This window comes from Brotomerdimonas butyrica (assembly GCF_025567305.1).
Lineage (GTDB): Bacteria > Bacillota > Clostridia > Peptostreptococcales > Anaerovoracaceae > Lentihominibacter > Lentihominibacter butyricus.
The window spans coordinates 12,038-30,142 of record NZ_JAOQJP010000001.1 but is presented as its reverse complement, the minus strand read 5'-3'; the positions used below and the strand labels follow the sequence as shown (position 1 = coordinate 30,142).

Here is an 18,105-nt window from a genome sequence, read left to right as displayed (position 1 = left end):
CGGTCTCCGTCAGTCTTTCATCAGTTCTTTTATTTCTCTGAGCACATCTTCTTCAAGATCCTCGAGATCATCAGTCTTCTTTTTGCTGTTTTTTCTGCCGAGGCGCTTTATTTCCGACTTTTTATAAGTGTAGATCTCAGTGCTCAGCTTTTCTTCTTTATCGTTTTCATTCTGCTTGTCTTTATTATCTTTCGCAGCCTTGTCTTTGCCTCCCTTTGCAGATTTTCCTCTGCCGCCGTCCTTAGCGTCCTTGTCCTTGCCGTTCTTGGCGTCTTTGCCGTTTTTCTGGTCCTTTTCCTTTGCCTTCGTACATTCTTCGACCACCAGCCTTGCCTTGACTGTACTCTCGAGTATGTTCACATCGGTCACGACTGCTACCCCGTCAGGAGTCTTTATCTTCTCACCGGTCGACGGCATGCCTTTTTTAAGATGTGTGTACACTTCATTCTCAAACTTGAGGCAACACATCAGCCTGCCGCATATACCCGATATCTTAGACGGATTCAGCGACAGGTTCTGGACCTTTGCCATCTTGATCGAGACAGGCTCAAAATCAGAAAGCCATGTGCTGCAGCACAGACCGCGCCCGCAGTTTCCCACGCCCCCGAGCATTTTTGCCTCGTCTCTGACTCCGATCTGCCTGAGCTCTATCCTCATCCTGAAAATAGCCGCCAGATCCTTTACCAGCTCTCTGAAATCGACTCTGCCGTCAGCTGTAAAGTAAAATATCACCTTGCTGTTGTCAAACGTGTATTCCACGTCGATAAGCTTCATGTCAAGCTTGTGCGCATTGACCTTTTCCTGACAGATCCTGAGCGCTTCTTCTTTTTTCGCAATATTTTCCTTATGTTTCTTTTTATCTTTTTCCGTCGCTATCCTTATTATATTCTTCAGAGGTGCGACCAGCTCCTTATCGCTCACTTCAGTCTCACCCATGGTGACTTTTCCGAATTCCAGTCCCCTTGCAGTCTCGACGATGACATTATCGCCTATACCCACATGAAATTCGCCCGGACTGAAATAGTAAAGCTTTCCCGCATCCTTAAACTTTATTCCAACTACTTTCGCCATTATCTATCCTCCGATTTTTATCAGTAAATCCTTTATCGCATATGCCGGTGAAACACCCTCTTTTATCCGTCTGCGGGCAGTTTCGGCAGCATGTATGTTTCTTATTATATCCTCATCCTTATAAAGGGATATGCCTTTGTTTCTGTTCACGATCATATTACGGAACGTTATCTGAAGACCGTCGAGCAGCGCCGCTGTCTCCTCTTTGTCTTTGAGCACATCCTCCACTTCTTTCTTCAGCCTGTAAAAAGGCTCACGATCGAGTGCCATCCCGGCTATCTTCTCTGCTTTCTCGAGCATAAAGCCGCAGCCGTCGTTCCCCGGATGGTTTATCCTGTATTTAACGCATCTGGACTGTATCGTCGGTATCAGGTTCTCCATATTTTCTGACAGCAGTATTATCACCGTTTTGCCCGGCGGCTCTTCCAGAGTCTTCAGCAGTCTGTTCTGCGCTCGCAGAGTCATCGTATCGCTGTTTTCTATCACGACGATATGCCTGTCCCCAAACGGCTTGCTTTTAAGGCTCTCCTGCATCCTGACTATATCCGCATCCTTTATCGAGCTTCCTGAAGCCTCGATATCGATCACATCCTCATGATTACCGTGATCGATCTTGCTGCATATGCCGCATCTGCCGCAGTTCTCTCCATCGTTGACAGGACATAGTATGCCCTTTATAAAGCTGTCTGCAAACGATTTTTTGTCTACATATCCGGGGCCTTCAAAAATGTATGCGTGTGATACGATATCATTTTCTATTATATTGTCCAGCCTGTCTATTAAATTCTTGTTCTCATCATAGTTCTGAAAATGCATTTTAATCCGTCCCGGCTTCCCGCTGCCCTGTATTCATCAGATTTTCCATATGAACCAGGATCAATCTTTCGATATCCTCTATCGTGCCGTCAGCATCTATTCCTATTATTCTTTCAGGAAATTCCTTTTCAAGCTTCTCATACCCTTTGGAAACCCTTTTGTAAAATTCCATGTTTTCCATCTCTATCCTGTCGAGCTCACGGTCCTTCATGCGGCTGCTGCTCACATCCGGTCTGACCTTCATCAGGAATGTGATATCCGGCATACATCCGTTTACGGCACACCTGTTTATGATCTCCACGCAATCTCCCAGCTGCCTGCCGCATCCCTGATATGCGATACTCGAATCTACGAATCTGTCGCATATCACGATCTTCCCCGCTTCAACAGCCGGAGCTATGACCTCGGTGACATGCTGCGCGCGCGATGCCGCATACAGCAGAGCCTCCGTCATATACGCCATATCCACATTGGACTTGTCCAGTATTATCTCTCTTATCTTCTCTCCTATATCCGTGCCTCCCGGCTCTCTGGTAAGAACGACTTCGTATCCTTTCGCTGTAAAAAACTCATACAGTTTCTTTATCTGCGTCGATTTGCCGGAGCCGTCCACTCCTTCAAAAGATATAAAATAGCCTTTTCTCATTTCTGTGATTCTCTGACTTTCTTCTTACTTTTTCTTGCTTTTCTTCTCTGCCTCTTGCTCATGCCTTTATGACTGCTGTCTTCATTGTGTCCGCGATCAGAATAACTCTCCGCATGTCTTCCCGGTGATGCTGGAGCTCCTGAAAAACTGCTGCGTTCTGCTCTGCCGCCCTGAGCAGCTTTCATTTCCTGTTTTTTGCGGTAATACGGCGTATCCTTGAGATAATCTCTGCCCGCCGATGTTCCTGAGGATCCGTATACGTCATGCTCACGCTCTCTTCGCTCAGGCGAGCTGCCTTTTCCACCATCTTTTTCAGGCCGTTTTTGCACGTCAGAGCTTTTTTCTCTTCCGTTCTTTTTCCTGCGTGTAAAACTGCCGCGTGACTTTGCTTTTTTCTCTGCAGATGCGCTTTCCTGCACTTTCCTGTCCGCAGAGCTGTCGTTATTCTTCTGATTTTTTATCGATATTTTCATCTTATCGCTAAGGTTGCTCACAAAGTAAAGCATCAGTACCGCTACAGGCACAACCAGAAGCAGCACGAATACAAACTTTAAAAATCCCATAGATCCGACCTCTTAATCATCTTGCTTCTTCAATATCGCTCCGCCGCTGAATTTTACTGTATCACTGGCTCTCACCGCAGCGTTTTCTGACCAGTGTGTCCATTATACCACAAAACCGGGTAGTGCATATATAATTTTCGATTTTAACGAAGCCTGCGACTTTACACAGAAAAACATGATACAATCAGCCTGCCATTTTGCATACAACGACAAAACCCCGCCTTCACATGCAGCCCTGCCGGCTGCACTAAAGACGAGGTCATCATCGATATCTGAGACTTTGCATGTCATTCTTCCCAGAACAATTCGTCAAGCGTCCTGTCAAGCGCCTTGCATATAGAGATGCAAAGCTTTATAGATGGATTATAGTCCCCTTTTTCTATAGCGTTCACAGTCTGCCTCGAAACTCCGACTATGTCGGCAAGAGCCTGCTGTGAAAGATCCTTTGCCGCCCTCGCAGCCTTGAGCTTCAGATTTTTCATATAATGTACCACCCTTTTCAGCCTTTTAGTCTTCGTTCTTTATCATCTGCTGCCTTATGACATAAGCTATCAGTGCTATCACCACGAACGCTCCTGCCATGATATTGGCCCATACGGCAGCCAGACCTGCACCCGAAAGCGTGTTGAACAGCGCTATCCCCCAGTTGAATACCGCAATGGCAGACAGAACTGTCAGCCATCTCTTAGGTTTGTCGTTCAGCCCCATATAGGCATCCCTCATTATGCATCCCACTACATATACTTCCAGCCCTATGAAGCCTGCAATCGAAAATATCATCACAGCATATTCCTGAAGAGCATCTATACGTGTCAGCTGTGTCGCGATCACACCTGCGATCAGCAGCGTCCAGAACCCCTCTCGATAGGCTTTTCCCATCGCGATCTTCTGACGTTCATCGTATTTAGAGCGGTACTGTCCTTTGTCCCTGCAGCACCTCACTGCAACAGCGAAAATTATCAGCCCGGCTGCGATCCCTGCTATCAGTCCTATAATATACTCTGCGTTCATATATATCATCTCCCTTCGAGATCAATATATACTATTACATACTTTATGTCAAGTATATTTTACATTTTATCATTTATATATGATTCAAGTATGTCGAATTCGATCACCACCTTGAAGAGATCGCCGTCAATGAATATATTGAAACGTCCTCCCTGCAGTTCTATCAGGTTTCTGGCTATGGAAAGACCCAGGCCGCTTCCTTCAGTATGTCTCGAACTGTCTCCTCTTACAAAGCGCTCCGTCAGCTCTTCGCTCGAAATATTGAGCTCATATTTTGATATGTTCTTGTAAGTGATCACCGCCTTCCCGTCTTTTTCCTCGAGGATCTGATATACACGTGTACCCGGCTGAGAATACTTGCATATGTTGCTGAACAGATTGTTGAACACTCTCCACAGGCTCTGCCCGTCTGCCATTATCCTGATATTGTCAGACGGCATGGATGAAATTATCTCCAGATCCTCACGCTCAGCCCTTTCCTGATACTCGCCCGTTACCTGCATCATCATGACCTGCGCATCGCACGGCTCGAGCTCGATCTTTACATTGCCTGTCGCTGCTTTTGATGCCTCGACCAGATCCTCCGTGAGCTTCTTCATACGCTGCGACTGTCTGTCTAGGACCTCTATATACTCCTTTGCCTTTTCATTCTGTATGTCTTCTTTTTTCAAAAAGTCCACATAGTTGATTATCGAAGTGATAGGGGTTTTTATATCGTGCGAAACATTCGTTATCAGCTCAGTCTTGAATCTCTCGCTCCTGAGCTTTTCCTCGACAGCTTTTGAGATCCCGCTGCGTATGTCGTTGAGATCGTCCGCATGTTTTTTCAGATCAAGAAACATTCCCTTGGTATCTATCCTGTAGTCGAGATCGCCTTCCGCTATATGGCTTCCTCCCAGCAGCAGTCGTTTCAGACACGCTGATATATATATTATCATTGAAGCTGTCAATGCAGCTCCCAGGAACCACAGGAACATCACTCCTCCACCTGCTCCGTAACTGTTTATCGCCATGATCATCAGGATCAGGTTTATGAACAGACCTGTCGCCACCGCTATGCCGGTCTTCCATACGAGGCTGACATCTCTGAAGGCATTTATGAAAAACCTGCACATTACCTTCAGCAGCCTGATCATCAGCACTGCAACTTTATATATGATCGTGCTCCTGACCCACGTACCGGCTTTTACCTGTACTGTAAAGACCAGTATCACCGCAGAAGCGATCACTGCCAGTATCAGCGCCATGACGCCTACAGAAAACAGCAGCTCCAGATAGTTGTATCCCGACAGCCTGATGTCGTACATCCATTGAACAGCTCCCGCGAATATGATAAGACTTATCGTCACCAGAAGATCCACAGGCAGCTTCTTTATCAGCGACTCCTTTTCCCTGTCGATTCCTGTAATACATACCAGGATCACCATAAACACTATGGAGCAGAAGATCCCTATCGCCGTCACTGCTGCCGCAGCACCTCTGCTGTCATATACATTTTTATAGAAATCATACGTGCCCTTTACACTTCCCGGAATATCACCGCCGTCAAGATCCCCGAGAAATATATCTATCTTCAGTCCGCTGTCATTATGGTAATTATACACATATGTACTTTCATCCTCTTTAAGGCCTGCATTGACTTCTTTGACTGTTCTCCATTCCGTATCGGACGTGCTTTCTGCCACGTAGATACCGTAACCGAACTGCGTCGACGAACCTTCTCCGTCTATAAGAGTCAAAGTATCAAAATACGACTCGACATTGCCGTCATAATCCAGGTTCTCATAATACATCTGGATCAGGGAATCTCCCGCATTCTCGGCGGTGCTTTCATATATTTCCTTTTTGACATCCTTACTGCTCAGGGAATACCAGTTATGCCCTACATTTACAGCAACGCACACTCCTGCCATCGCAGATGCTGTCACACAAAACAGCAGGATCAAATACAATACTAATTTAGCTGCAAAGCTTTCACTGAATCTTTTCATCTATGCCTCCCGTTTCCGACTTTATTCTATTTTATACCCCTGTCCCCACACCACTTTTATATGTCTGGGTTTCTCCGGATCTATTTCAAGTTTTTCACGAAGATGTCTTATATGTACAGCTACCGTGCCGTCGGTTCCGAATGCATCCTCATGCCATACGTTTCTGTATATTTCCTTTGGAGAAAAAACCTTGCCCCTGCCTTCCATCAGCAGTTTGAGGATACCGTATTCCTTCGGGGTCAGTCTTACCAGATTTCCCATGAAATACACGGCCTTTGCATCGTCATCCATCTCTATATCGCCCGCCTTGAGTATGTCGTTTTTCTCCGGTGCTGCTCCAAGCTCCATATACCGTCTCAGCTGAGACTTTACTCTTGCCAGCAGCTCTACAGGATTGAACGGCTTGGTGATATAATCATCCGCACCTATATTCAGACCAAGTATCTTGTCTGTATCTTCACTTTTTGCTGTAAGGAAAATGACAGGGATATTGCAAGTCTTCCTCATCTCTGTAAGCACCTGTATCCCGTCCATTTCAGGCATCATTATGTCCAGAAGAACAAGATGGATGTCATTCTCACCTATGAGCTTAATAGCCTCTCTGCCGTTATATGCCTCGTACAGATTATAGTCATTTCCCGAAAGATATATTTTCAGCGCCGAAACAATATCTTTTTCATCATCACATATCAATATGTTGTACATCTTCTATCAACCTCCTTCATTATTATGCCATGAAATTCATTTAGAAAAAATACTTAAACACTTTAAGATTTCCTTAATGATCAATATAAAAATGATGAAAACTGCATAAAAAATTGTGTGCCGGCAACATAAAAACGGTATATGAAAAGAGCCTGCAGTGCGCTTACTGCAATGTGATCAGAAAAATACCTGAGTTTGAATTATTTTGAATTTTAGGTCTAATCCATTCCCTATTGCAAAACTGTTTTTAATAGAGTACAATCCGTATGTTGAAGTTATTATAAAGGTCGAAGGGTACTGTCCACAGCTCTTACGACCGTTTACCCGCACAATTCAAGATCACAGAAAGGGGACTAACGAAAAATGAATATTAGCAAAGTATTTGTTGTCGGAGCCGGTTTCATGGGCTCAGGTATTGTAGAAAATGCTGCCAGCAAAGGACTTTATGTCACTGCTTATGATATTTCTGAAAAGCAGCTCGAAAAAAGCCTTAACGGAATCAGTTCCAGCCTTCAGAAATCTGTCGCAAAAGGCAAGCTAAGCGAACAGGAAGCCAAAGATGCTATCGCACGCATCACAACAACTACTGACATCTCAGACTGCAAGGAAGCTGATGTAATCATCGAGGCAGTAGCTGAGAACAAGGACATCAAGGTCAGCATCATGAAAGAGCTCGAAAAGTATGCACGCGAGGATGCGATCGTCGCAAGTAATACTTCGTCGATATCTATCACTGCTCTGGCTCATGTCTTCTCAAGACCTGAAAGATTCGTCGGAATGCACTTCTTCTCACCTGTTCCAAAGATGCCGCTTATGGAAATCGTTACAGGCTATAAGACAGGTGAAGATACTCTTGCAAAAGCAAGAGAGCTTGGCGAGTTCATGGGTAAGTCATGCATCATTTCTCACGATGAACCCGGATTCATTGTAAACCGCATGCTAATACCTATGCTCAACGAGGCATGTATCCTCGTTGAAAGAAAAATCGGTTCGATCGAAGAAATCGACAGAGGCGTTAAACTCGGCCTCCATCACCCAATGGGTCCTCTGGAACTTATGGACATGATCGGTATCGACGTTGAACTTGCCGTTATGGAAGTACTTCACGAAGAAATCGGTGACCCTAAGTACAGACCTGCCGTTTCTCTTAAAAGAATGGTCGACTCCGGATTCCTCGGCAAGAAATCAGGCGCAGGATTCTATGTTTATCATGAAGATGGCAGTAAAACTCCTAATGAGTGCCTTCTCCGGTAAACTCATCATACTCTCATCAGTATACTGATATATTCAAAAGCACCGAAAAGCTTATATGCTGTCCGGTGCTTTTGTTTTACAGTAAAACATCTCTACTTTTGAGACCTATTCTAAACTACGATTTGGCGGAAGTTCCCATACAACACTCACTACGTTCCTTCCTCCTTCCTCCTGCTTCGGCTCCGCTGTCCCTTTTGGTACGCTGCGCTAAAAAAAGAAGCTCACTTTCGTGAACTTCTTTTTTAACCAAAACGGCAACGTCCTACTTTCCCAGGCGGTCTCCCGCCAAGTATCATCAGCGCTAAGGAGCTTAACTTCTGTGTTCGGTATGGGAACAGGTGTATCCTCCTCGCTATCATCACCGCATCAAGCGTGCTTCGCACACTCAAAACTGAATAACCTTTGTGTATCGCCTTTTCCTTCCTTGAAACCTTGGTCAAGTCTTCGACCTATTAGTACCTTTCAGCTCAATACATTACTGCACTTACACCCAAGGCCTATCTACGTGATAGTCTCTCACGGGTCTTACCATCTCTGGAGGAGATCTCTTCTTGTGGGGGGCTTCGTACTTAGATGCTTTCAGCACTTATCCCGTCCATACGTGGCTACCCAGCTATGCACTTGGCAGTACAACTGGTGCACCAGAGGTATGTCCATCCCGGTCCTCTCGTACTAAGAACAGCTCCACTCAAATCTCCAACGCCCACAGCGGATAGGGACCGAACTGTCTCACGACGTTCTGAACCCAGCTCGCGTACCTCTTTAATGGGCGAACAGCCCAACCCTTGGGACCTACTTCAGCCCCAGGATGAGACGAGCCGACATCGAGGTGCCAAACACCCCCGTCGATGTGGACTCTTGGGGGGTATCAGCCTGTTATCCCCGGGGTAGCTTTTATCCGTTGAGCGATGGCCCTTCCACTCGGTACCACCGGATCACTAAGCCCGACTTTCGTCCCTGCTCGACCTGTTTGTCTCGCAGTCAAGCTCCCTTCTGCCTTTACACTCTTCGTGCGATTTCCGTCCGCACTGAGGGAACCTTTGGGCGCCTCCGTTACTCTTTAGGAGGCGACCGCCCCAGTCAAACTGCCCGCCAGACACTGTCCCAGTACCGGTTCACGCTACATGGTTAGAACCTCAACATTACAAGGGTGGTATCCCAACGGTGACTCCGCAAATACTGGCGTACTTGCCTCTTAGTCTCCCACCTATCCTGTACATGCAATGCCGAAATCCAATATCAAGCTGCAGTAAAGCTCCACGGGGTCTTTCCGTCCTGCTGCGGGTAACCGGCATCTTTACCGGTACTACAATTTCACCGAGTCTATTGTTGAGACAGCGCCCAGATCGTTACGCCTTTCGTGCGGGTCAGAACTTACCTGACAAGGAATTTCGCTACCTTAGGACCGTTATAGTTACGGCCGCCGTTTACTGGGGCTTAAGTTCATGCCTTCGATTGCTCTAAGCAGTCCCCTTAACCTTCCAGCACCGGGCAGGCGTCAGCCCCTATACTTCAGCTTTCGCTTTAGCAGAGACCTGTGTTTTTGCTAAACAGTCGCCTGGGCCTTTTCACTGCGGCCATCTTTCGATGGCACCCCTTCTCCCGAAGTTACGGGGTCATTTTGCCGAGTTCCTTAACAATAGTTCTCTCGCTCACCTTAGGATTCTCTCCTCATCTACCTGTGTCGGTTTGCGGTACGGGCACCTACGGTCTCGCTAGCGGCTTTTCTTGACAGTGTGAAATCAGCAGCTTCCGGTACTTCTTTTCCCTCCCCGTAACAGCCCAGCCTTTCGATATGCGGATTTGCCTGCATATCAGCCTCACTGCTTGGACACGCTCTACCAGCGGCGTGCTCTGCTTATCCTTCTGTGTCCCCACTTCGCTCATACGACTTTCGGTGGTACTGGAATCTCAACCAGTTGTCCATCGCCTACGACTCTCGTCCTTGGCTTAGGCCCCGACTAACCCTGAGTGGACGAACCTTCCTCAGGAAACCTTAGATTTTCGGTGGGCAGGATTCTCACCTGCCTTTCGCTACTCATGCCAACATTCTCTCTTCATTACAGTCCACCAAACCTTACGATCCGGCTTCTGCCCGTAATGAATGCTCCTCTACCATACCTTGCGGTATCCTAAGCTTCGGTAGTAAGTTTCAGCCCCGTTTATCTTCGGCGCAGAGCCACTCGACTAGTGAGCTGTTACGCACTCTTTAAATGAGTGGCTGCTTCTAAGCCAACATCCTAGCTGTTTATGCAGCTCCACATCCTTTTCCACTTAACTTACATTTTGGGACCTTAGCTGTAGGTCTGGGCTCTTTCCCTTTCGACCATGGAACTTATCTCTCATAGTCTGACTCCCAGGTATGATTGCACGGCATTCGGAGTTTGATAGTTTTCGGTAACCGGTGAAGGCCCCTAGAACATTCAGTGCTCTACCTCCGTGTATCTCTCCCTGAGGCTAGCCCTAAAGCTATTTCGAGGAGAACCAGCTATCTCCGAGTTCGATTGGAATTTCACCGCTATCCACACGTCATCCCAACACTTTTCAACGTATACGGGTTCGGTCCTCCACGAGATTTTACTCTCGCTTCAACCTGCACATGGATAGGTCACCCGGTTTCGGGTCTACAGCATGTAACTTTCGCCCTATTAAGGCTCGCTTTCACTTCGGCTTCAGTGCTCCAGCACCTTAACCTCGCTACATACCATAACTCGTTGGCCCGTTCTACAAAAAGTACATGGTCACTTCCGCTCCCATTGCTTGTAAGCATAAGGTTTCAGGTTCTATTTCACTCCCCTCCCGGGGTCCTTTTCACCTTTCCCTCACGGTACTATTCGCTATCGGTCACTGGGTAGTATTTAGGCTTGGAGGGTGGGCCCTCCGGCTTCATACCGGGTTTCACGTGTCCGGTACTACTCTGGTGCCACCTGGCTTGTTTCCGATTTCGTCTACGGGAGTTTCACCCTCTTCGCTTGGCTTTTCCAAAACCATTCGACTATCTTCCTCAATACCTTCTGGTGGTCCGCAACCCCGAAGAACAAGTCCTTCGGTTTGGCCTCTTTCCCGTTCGCTCGCCGCTACTTAGGAAATCGATGTTTCTTTCTTCTCCTGGAGCTACTTAGATGTTTCAGTTCACCCCGTTTCCTTCTCTCAGACTATCTTTTTCATCTGAGGATGCCTGTATATTACTACAGGCGGGTTCCCCCATTCGGATATCTGCGGATCAGCGGATATTTGCTCCTCCCCGCAGCTTTTCGCAGCTTGTCACGTCCTTCTTCGGCTCCCAGTGCCAAGGCATCCGCCTTATGCTCTTTTCTACTTGACCTTCAAGTTCGCCTGGTATAGCGTTACCAGGTCTTTCTCTTCACTATCTGTTAATTTACTCTAGTGTTTTTACTCTTTTCTGGTTTCTCGGTGAATCGCAGTATTACCCTTACAAGCTTTAGAAAAACTTGCTTAGTCCGTTCTAAACTTTTCCGTTTCTAACTTCTAATACTCGATTCGTTTTCGATTTTTTTGCTTTACACAAATTTTATTCAGTTTTCAATGTGCTCTTAAATCTCTCCTTCGAGATTCTGGTGGAGAATAAGGGATTCGAACCCTTGACCCCCTGCGTGCAAGGCAGGTGCTCTCCCAGCTGAGCTAATTCCCCATAAANAAACTCATAGTGCAGAAACTTTCGTCTCCTTAGAAAGGAGGTGATCCAGCCGCACCTTCCGATACGGCTACCTTGTTACGACTTCACCCCAGTCATTGATTTCGCCTTAGGTAACATATTTATCTGCCAACTTCGGGCGCCCCCAACTTCCATGGTGTGACGGGCGGTGTGTACAAGACCCGGGAACGCATTCACCGCAGCATTCTGATCTGCGATTACTAGCAACTCCGACTTCATGCAGGCGAGTTGCAGCCTGCAATCCGAACTGGGACCGGCTTTTGAGTTTCGCTCCACTTCGCAGTCTCGCTTTCTCTCTGTACCGGCCATTGTAGCACGTGTGTAGCCCAGAACATAAGGGGCATGATGATTTGACGTCATCCCCACCTTCCTCCGAGTTATCCCCGGCAGTCTCACTAGAGTGCCCATCTTACTGCTGGCAACTAATGACAAGGGTTGCGCTCGTTGCGGGACTTAACCCAACATCTCACGACACGAGCTGACGACAACCATGCACCACCTGTCTCCTCTGTCCGTAGAAAACCTCGATTAAAAGGCTGTCAGAGGGATGTCAAGTCCTGGTAAGGTTCTTCGCGTTGCTTCGAATTAAACCACATGCTCCGCTGCTTGTGCGGGTCCCCGTCAATTCCTTTGAGTTTCATTCTTGCGAACGTACTCCCCAGGCGGAGCACTTATTGCGTTAACTGCGGCACCGAAGTCTTGCGACCCCGACACCTAGTGCTCATCGTTTACGGCGTGGACTACCAGGGTATCTAATCCTGTTTGCTCCCCACGCTTTCGTACCTCAGTGTCAGTTACAGTCCAGAAAGCCGCCTTCGCCACTGGTGTTCCTCCTAATATCTACGCATTTCACCGCTACACTAGGAATTCCGCTTTCCTCTCCTGCACTCAAGTAGCCCAGTTCACAAGGCGAACAATGGTTAAGCCATTGCCTTATACCTCGTGCTTAGGTAACCACCTACGTACTCTTTACGCCCAATAATTCCGGATAACGCTTGCCCCCTACGTATTACCGCGGCTGCTGGCACGTAGTTAGCCGGGACTTGCTCCTAAGGTACCGTCATTATCTTCCCTTAGAACAGAAGTTTACGACCCAAAGGCCTTCTTCCTTCACGCGGCGTTGCTGCATCAGGGTTTCCCCCATTGTGCAATATTCCCCACTGCTGCCTCCCGTAGGAGTTTGGACCGTGTCTCAGTTCCAATGTGGCCGATCACCCTCTCAGGTCGGCTACTGATCGTCGCCTTGGTAGGCCGTTACCCCACCAACTAGCTAATCAGACGCAGGCCCATCCTCTGCCGATAAATCTTTGACCTCTCAAAGATGTCTTTAAGAGGTGTCATGAGGTTTTAATCCCGGTTTCCCGAGGCTATCCCTCTGCAAAGGGCAGGTTGCCTACGCGTTACTCACCCGTCCGCCGCTTTCCACTCATCACTTCAACCGAAGCATCTGTGATGAGCTTCTCGCTCGACTTGCATGTGTTAGGCACGCCGCCAGCGTTCATCCTGAGCCAGGATCAAACTCTTAATTAAATGGTATCTAATCTCTTCCTCTACAGAAGAGTTTAAATCGTTTGAATTTCTAACTCTTTAACGCTTAGCTTTTGCTTTTCGCTACTCGATTCTTTCTTATCCGAATCATTGTCTTTTAGAAATTGCCGGAAACTTTACTTTTACCATTCTCTGGTTGTGTATAGTTTCTCTTTTAAATCTTTCAGCTTATTGCTGTTTTTTCGACTTAAATTTCTACACTATGAAGTTTTCAATGTTCTCGATCTTTCGATCTCGCTCGCTCTTGGCGAGCTTTTTTAGTATATCGCATGTCGCTTCGTTTGTCAACTACTTTTTTCATCTTTTTTCGTCTCCAGCCTCGGGAGCTCTGCTCCCTGCGACAGCTTGTCTATATTACCAAACTTACCCCTCCCTGTCAACCGCTTTTTTGTTTTTTCTCCTTCTTTTTTTCTTCCTCTCCCTTTTCCTCTTTTATACTCCCCCCTGCTTACCTCATATACCCCCTGCATACCCTTACCTGCTGACCTTTACATAAATATCTCACAGCGCTGCCGCTATTTCTGAAACAGCGATCAGTGTCGCTTCTCCGCTTATCCTGATCCTGCCATGTTCCTGCAATCTGCAATACAGATATCCTCCGCGTTTCGAAGCCTGATAAGCCACGATTTCTTTCTTACCGAGTTCATTCGACCAGTATGCTGCGATCTGGCAATGCGCGGATCCGCAAACAGGGTCTTCTGTAATACTGAGTTTCGGACAGAAACTGCGTGATACACAATCTGTATCTGCACCCGGTGCTGTCGCATTTTGTATCCTTCCCTCCAGACCAGACAGGAGCTCCTGATCCGGATCCATCTTTCTTACCGTTTCTTCCGATTCGAATACACATATCAGGTCCAGACCCAGTACCGCTTTTATCGGACGGGCGCCGAACGCCTTCTCCATATCGTCAGTGACCGGTACTTCTTTCAGCTCATAGGTCGGAAAGTCCATTTCGTACAGGTTTTCGTTCTGTTTTACTATCAGTTTTCCACTAAGCGTGCTGAATGTCACTTCGGTTTTGTCCTGTTCATAAAAGTTCAATATGACATATGCCGACGCCAATGTAGCGTGTCCGCACAATTCCACCTCCGTTCCCGGTGTGAACCATCGAAGATGATATTCTTTTTCCTCTTTCACTATAAAAGCTGTTTCCGAAAGGTTGTTTTCCATAGCCAGTTTCATCATGGACCCTTCGGAAGGCCAGCTGTCCATAACGCAAACGGCAGCTGGATTTCCTGCAAACGGTTCATTTGTAAAAGAGTCAACGATGTACTGTTTCATTTTGTTTTCCTCCTGATGGTTTTCTTTCTTTTAAAACTTGCCGTGACGATTTTTAATACCTTCTATTGCACGATCACACTCGCTCCAAACGGCATAAATGACAGTCTTGCCATTTTAAAGAACTGTCTGCCAAAAGGTATCCCGACAATCGTGATACACCACAGGCATCCCAGGATCAGATTTCCCAGAGCCATCTCCCATCCAAAGAAAAGTATCCATATAAGATTGACCAGAAATGAAAATACTCCGTTGCCGTATATGACCTCTTTGCCGAACGGCCAGAAGGCCAGCGATGCGAATTTGAAGCACTGCATGCCCACAGGAATACCTATGATCGTAACACACCACAAACATCCCGCAATGATCCAGGATAGACCTCCAAGAATACCTCCGAATATGAACCAGAGAATATTTCCTAATGTTTTCATGATTTTCTCCTCCTATGTAGTATTCAGTGTCCAAATTATACAAAATTTTTTTGTATCTTGTTCTTCCTTGTAGAAATTTATAGAAATTTGTGTAGAAATCAAATTTTTATTCCTGTGAAAATAAACATATCAAACTTGCTTTTTTACAATTCAATCACTCGATCTCCCACTCTCTTGAGCTCTTCATCATGGGTTACCAAAACAATCGTTTTTCCGTAGTGATTTAAAATTTTCAAAATATCTATAACAAGTTTGGCATTTTGCCGATCTAAAGATCCGGTCGGTTCATCGGCTAAAACAATCGCGGGTTTGGAAATCAGCGCCCTGGCGATAGCCACCCTCTGCTGCTGTCCGCCGGACAGATTGCCGGGAAGGGAATTCAACTTATCGGTCAGTCCCAGCATTTCCACAATCGAATCCAGATACCCGCTGTCCGCCTTGCCGCCATCCAGTCCCACTGGCATCACAATATTGTCCCGCACATTTAAAATGGGAATAAAATTGTAATTCTGAAAAACAAAACCAATATTTCTCCGCCGGAAAATCGTCAGCTGCTCATCTTTCATGCAGGAAAGCTCTTTTCCGCCTACGATAACGCTTCCCTCCGTCGGGGTATCCAGCCCGCCCATCATATTTAAAAGCGTCGATTTTCCGGAGCCGGAACTCCCGACCACAGCCGCGAATTCCCCCTGCCGGATGGACAGGCTTACCCCGTCCAGCGCCTTTGTAAGATTCGGCCCGCTTCCGTAATATTTCTTCAAATCGGTTACTCTTAAAATCTCCATACCTGTCATTCCTTTCTTTTGCTTTGTCCTTACTTATCATAACCGCCAAATATCCGCCAAACCTCCAAAAGGCAAGAAAAAAGATCCCTCAATTCTCCTGATTTAAGGACCTTTTCTTCATAAAGCAAAGTGCGGGCTCCGCTTCTCAACATACTATCTTTATCAATGAATTTCTACATTCCACGCCCCATCTTCGATTTTGTATTGAAATTCCGTAAGTTCCTCTTTTTCCATAACCCGCAGCAATTCCTCAAAATCAGCTACCGTCCGATAACGAGGCAGGTCTTTTCTTTCCACCCACTCCATCTCGCCTTCGCCAGAGGAAATGAGCCTGCCCTCAAATTGATCGGCCTTGAACAGGAACACCAGATACCGTCCGTCTTCAATCGGAAACTGTTTCACGCCGCACAGCCTGGGTTCCCGGATCGTCAGCCCAGTCCCCTCCTTCATCTCGCGAATCACAGTCTCCACAATGGATTTCCCCGGCTCCACATGACCGCCCGGCAGCGTATATCCTTTCCAATCCTCTTTCTTCCGGTTCTGCAAAAGTAGCCTGCTGCCCTGATACACCAAACAGAGCACCGTCAGCTCCGCCCTTTCCGTCCTTGCCATTCTTCCCGCCTCCTTTTCCTGTCTTCTATCATAAAGGAACATTGACTCTTTTACAAGAGGGGAGGGAAGCGCGCGGAGAAACCAGGCTTTTGGGGAATTTGATATAAAACTGCTTTCGTCCGCAACCTCCCTCTTTTGAGAAAGATCGTATAAAACTTGTGGGCTGGAGATGACCAAAATCCCCCTCTTCCGTAAATTCCCCCGTTTTCCCGAAAATCCCTCCTCTCTAACGAAGATCTTTTATACGATCTTTTCCTTTTTTCCTCCTCTGCGGATCATTGAACTCAAAACTATCAGTTGAATCAATGGTCTGGACAGAGCCTATTAAAGACCGCCGGATTTATATACAAAAGAACTGCCCTATCACAGCAGTTCTTTTGCTTTTGCCGCGAGATACAGCGGCATATTGGTTATAGATCCATCTTTTCGGTATCCGCGTTTGGAAAAGCGAATCGCGTATTCCGGCGTACGCTCCGTGATATATCGTTTGAAAGACGCCGCGGACTTGTCTTCTCCGCCTTTTGCCTCAATGGGGATGATCTCCGTGCCGTACTGCAGCACAAAGTCGATTTCACCGTTTTTGTCCGAAAAGTAGCGGGGCGCCGGGTCAAACTGTCCGTGGAGCTGCTGCAATACATAATTTTCAGTAAGAGGTCCTTTAAACTGGTAGTCGGATTTTAAAAGAATGGCGCTGTTGTCAATTCCCGCCATATATTTGAGCAACCCTGTATCGAAAAGAAAAAGCTTGAACTGATCCAGCTTGTCAAATGCGGAAAGGGGATGCTCTGTTTTGGAAACATTGTAAACCCGATTGAGCATTCCCGCCGATACGAGCCACTCAATCGCCTCCTCAAAGTCGCGCGCTCTTCCTCCCTGACGGACCGCGCCATACATAAATTTTTCATTCGACTTGGCGAGCTGCGATACAATACTGCGGAACACCATCAGAATCCGTCTGCTGTTTACTTTTCCATTATGCTTGGAAAAATCGTTTTCATAAATTTCAACGAGTTCCCGCTGAATCCGCGAAACTTTGGCCGGATCTTTATATTTGACCCAGGAGGCGACGCATTCCGGCATTCCCCCGATAATCAGGTAACTATTATAGGCTTCCAGCAACCTGGTGTGAAAAATTTCTTCGATCTGCTGTTCTTTTTGAATGCTCTCGTAATAGGCAAAAAGGAACGGATCCGCTGCCGCGATAAATTCGTCGAAAGTCAGCGGGTACAGATTAAGAAGATTCACCATTCCCACCGGATAAGACTTCGGTTTCGCAAGCAGCGTTCCAAGCAGGCTTCCGGCTGCGATAACATGATAGCTGTCCGCCTTTTCTTTGAAATATTTCAGCGTATTCAGCGCCTCCGGGCACTCCTGGATTTCATCGAAAATAATCAAGGTCTCCTCCGGAAGAATCTTTTCTCCGGCGATCAAAGAAAGAATCTCGATAATGCGTTTCGGATCTTTGTTTGTTTCAAAAATAGATTTCAGTTGGTCTTCTTCATCAAAATTAAAATAAACGAAGCTGTGATAATAATTTTTGCCAAACTCCCGCATAAGCCAGGTCTTGCCCACCTGGCGAGCTCCGCACAGAACCAGAGGTTTGCGGTCTTCGCTGTTTTTCCAGGTTATTCAATCGTGTTTTCACACATTTTTCCCGGATTTTCAGCCCAATATACGCACAAAAATCGAAAACGACAGCGAAAGCGCATTCACAT

General features: G+C 46.7%; 15 protein-coding genes, 1 tRNA gene and 3 rRNA genes. 1 reads left to right on the top strand and 18 read right to left on the bottom strand.

Annotated elements, in window-relative coordinates; genetic code table 11:
- Positions 1-9 precede the first annotated feature (9 nt).
- The 8 genes from ricT to OCV59_RS00110 form a co-directional block, all read right to left on the bottom strand.
- Entirely contained in the window at positions 10-1,071 is a 1,062-nt protein-coding gene (gene ricT, locus OCV59_RS00145; RefSeq protein WP_147592302.1) for a PSP1 domain-containing protein, read from the bottom strand.
- Positions 1,072-1,074: 3 nt separating this feature from the next.
- The gene (locus OCV59_RS00140) at positions 1,075-1,887 is read right to left on the bottom strand and encodes a hypothetical protein (RefSeq protein WP_147592301.1); all 813 of its coding nucleotides are present in this window, start codon (positions 1,885-1,887) and stop codon (positions 1,075-1,077) included.
- Between the two features lies 1 nt (position 1,888).
- The gene (gene tmk, locus OCV59_RS00135; protein ID WP_147592300.1) at positions 1,889-2,533 is read right to left on the bottom strand and encodes a dTMP kinase; all 645 of its coding nucleotides are present in this window, start codon (positions 2,531-2,533) and stop codon (positions 1,889-1,891) included.
- Entirely contained in the window at positions 2,530-3,096 is a 567-nt protein-coding gene (locus tag OCV59_RS00130; RefSeq protein ID WP_147592299.1) for a hypothetical protein, read from the bottom strand. The genes tmk and OCV59_RS00130 overlap by 4 nt, the downstream gene beginning before the upstream one ends.
- A 287-nt stretch (positions 3,097-3,383) precedes the next feature.
- On the bottom strand, positions 3,384-3,578 hold the full coding sequence (locus OCV59_RS00125) for a helix-turn-helix transcriptional regulator (RefSeq protein ID WP_147592298.1): 195 nt from the start codon (positions 3,576-3,578) through the stop codon (positions 3,384-3,386).
- A gap of 25 nt (positions 3,579-3,603) precedes the next feature.
- Positions 3,604-4,107, bottom strand: coding sequence for a hypothetical protein (locus OCV59_RS00120; protein ID WP_147592297.1), 504 nt, complete (start codon positions 4,105-4,107; stop codon positions 3,604-3,606).
- A gap of 59 nt (positions 4,108-4,166) precedes the next feature.
- Positions 4,167-6,098: a sensor histidine kinase gene (locus OCV59_RS00115; protein ID WP_147592296.1), complete on the bottom strand. Its 1,932-nt coding sequence runs from the start codon at positions 6,096-6,098 to the stop codon at positions 4,167-4,169.
- Between the two features lie 21 nt (positions 6,099-6,119).
- A complete protein-coding gene (locus OCV59_RS00110; RefSeq protein WP_147592295.1) occupies positions 6,120-6,803 on the bottom strand; it encodes a response regulator transcription factor in 684 nt (227 codons plus the stop codon).
- A 363-nt stretch (positions 6,804-7,166) separates the two neighbouring features.
- On the opposite strand from OCV59_RS00110, the gene OCV59_RS00105 reads away from it, so the two are divergent.
- Positions 7,167-8,057, top strand: coding sequence for a 3-hydroxyacyl-CoA dehydrogenase family protein (locus OCV59_RS00105; RefSeq protein WP_147592294.1), 891 nt, complete (start codon positions 7,167-7,169; stop codon positions 8,055-8,057).
- Between the two features lie 249 nt (positions 8,058-8,306).
- Here OCV59_RS00105 and rrf read toward each other — a convergent pair.
- From rrf to OCV59_RS00055, 10 genes are all read right to left on the bottom strand, one after another.
- Positions 8,307-8,423, bottom strand: a 5S ribosomal RNA gene (rrf, locus tag OCV59_RS00100).
- A 66-nt stretch (positions 8,424-8,489) separates the two neighbouring features.
- Positions 8,490-11,382 (bottom strand): 23S ribosomal RNA (locus OCV59_RS00095).
- A gap of 251 nt (positions 11,383-11,633) precedes the next feature.
- A tRNA-Ala gene (locus tag OCV59_RS00090) sits at positions 11,634-11,709 on the bottom strand.
- Positions 11,710-11,748: 39 nt separating this feature from the next.
- Positions 11,749-13,263, bottom strand: a 16S ribosomal RNA gene (locus tag OCV59_RS00085).
- Together the 16S, 23S and 5S rRNA genes with 1 tRNA gene alongside form the textbook arrangement of a ribosomal RNA operon.
- A 302-nt stretch (positions 13,264-13,565) precedes the next feature.
- Positions 13,566-13,751, bottom strand: a complete 186-nt coding sequence (locus OCV59_RS00080; protein ID WP_147592293.1) for a hypothetical protein — start codon at positions 13,749-13,751, stop codon at positions 13,566-13,568.
- A 31-nt stretch (positions 13,752-13,782) separates the two neighbouring features.
- On the bottom strand, positions 13,783-14,565 hold the full coding sequence (locus tag OCV59_RS00075; RefSeq protein ID WP_147592292.1) for a PhzF family phenazine biosynthesis protein: 783 nt from the start codon (positions 14,563-14,565) through the stop codon (positions 13,783-13,785).
- Positions 14,566-14,627: 62 nt separating this feature from the next.
- Positions 14,628-14,993 (bottom strand): YccF domain-containing protein, encoded by a 366-nt coding sequence (locus OCV59_RS00070; protein WP_147592291.1) that lies wholly within the window; start codon positions 14,991-14,993, stop codon positions 14,628-14,630.
- Positions 14,994-15,136: 143 nt separating this feature from the next.
- Positions 15,137-15,778: an ABC transporter ATP-binding protein gene (locus OCV59_RS00065; RefSeq protein WP_147592290.1), complete on the bottom strand. Its 642-nt coding sequence runs from the start codon at positions 15,776-15,778 to the stop codon at positions 15,137-15,139.
- A gap of 162 nt (positions 15,779-15,940) precedes the next feature.
- Entirely contained in the window at positions 15,941-16,390 is a 450-nt protein-coding gene (locus tag OCV59_RS00060; protein WP_147592289.1) for an 8-oxo-dGTP diphosphatase, read from the bottom strand.
- Positions 16,391-16,753: 363 nt separating this feature from the next.
- A complete protein-coding gene (locus OCV59_RS00055) occupies positions 16,754-17,986 on the bottom strand; it encodes an ATP-binding protein (protein WP_147592288.1) in 1,233 nt (410 codons plus the stop codon).
- Between the last annotated feature and the right edge of the window lie 119 nt (positions 17,987-18,105).

Coding starts and splice junctions, on each gene's coding strand:
- OCV59_RS00070 (WP_147592291.1), bottom strand. CDS start 14,993: ATGAAAACATTAGGAAATATTCTCTGGTTCATATTCGGAGGTATTCTT.
- OCV59_RS00105 (WP_147592294.1), top strand. CDS start 7,167: ATGAATATTAGCAAAGTATTTGTTGTCGGAGCCGGTTTCATGGGCTCA.
- OCV59_RS00065 (WP_147592290.1), bottom strand. CDS start 15,778: ATGGAGATTTTAAGAGTAACCGATTTGAAGAAATATTACGGAAGCGGG.
- OCV59_RS00060 (WP_147592289.1), bottom strand. CDS start 16,390: ATGGCAAGGACGGAAAGGGCGGAGCTGACGGTGCTCTGTTTGGTGTAT.
- OCV59_RS00125 (WP_147592298.1), bottom strand. CDS start 3,578: ATGAAAAATCTGAAGCTCAAGGCTGCGAGGGCGGCAAAGGATCTTTCA.
- OCV59_RS00110 (WP_147592295.1), bottom strand. CDS start 6,803: ATGTACAACATATTGATATGTGATGATGAAAAAGATATTGTTTCGGCG.
- OCV59_RS00140 (WP_147592301.1), bottom strand. CDS start 1,887: ATGCATTTTCAGAACTATGATGAGAACAAGAATTTAATAGACAGGCTG.
- OCV59_RS00120 (WP_147592297.1), bottom strand. CDS start 4,107: ATGAACGCAGAGTATATTATAGGACTGATAGCAGGGATCGCAGCCGGG.
- tmk (WP_147592300.1), bottom strand. CDS start 2,533: ATGAGAAAAGGCTATTTTATATCTTTTGAAGGAGTGGACGGCTCCGGC.
- OCV59_RS00080 (WP_147592293.1), bottom strand. CDS start 13,751: ATGCAGGGGGTATATGAGGTAAGCAGGGGGGAGTATAAAAGAGGAAAA.
- OCV59_RS00075 (WP_147592292.1), bottom strand. CDS start 14,565: ATGAAACAGTACATCGTTGACTCTTTTACAAATGAACCGTTTGCAGGA.
- ricT (WP_147592302.1), bottom strand. CDS start 1,071: ATGGCGAAAGTAGTTGGAATAAAGTTTAAGGATGCGGGAAAGCTTTAC.
- OCV59_RS00115 (WP_147592296.1), bottom strand. CDS start 6,098: ATGAAAAGATTCAGTGAAAGCTTTGCAGCTAAATTAGTATTGTATTTG.
- OCV59_RS00130 (WP_147592299.1), bottom strand. CDS start 3,096: ATGGGATTTTTAAAGTTTGTATTCGTGCTGCTTCTGGTTGTGCCTGTA.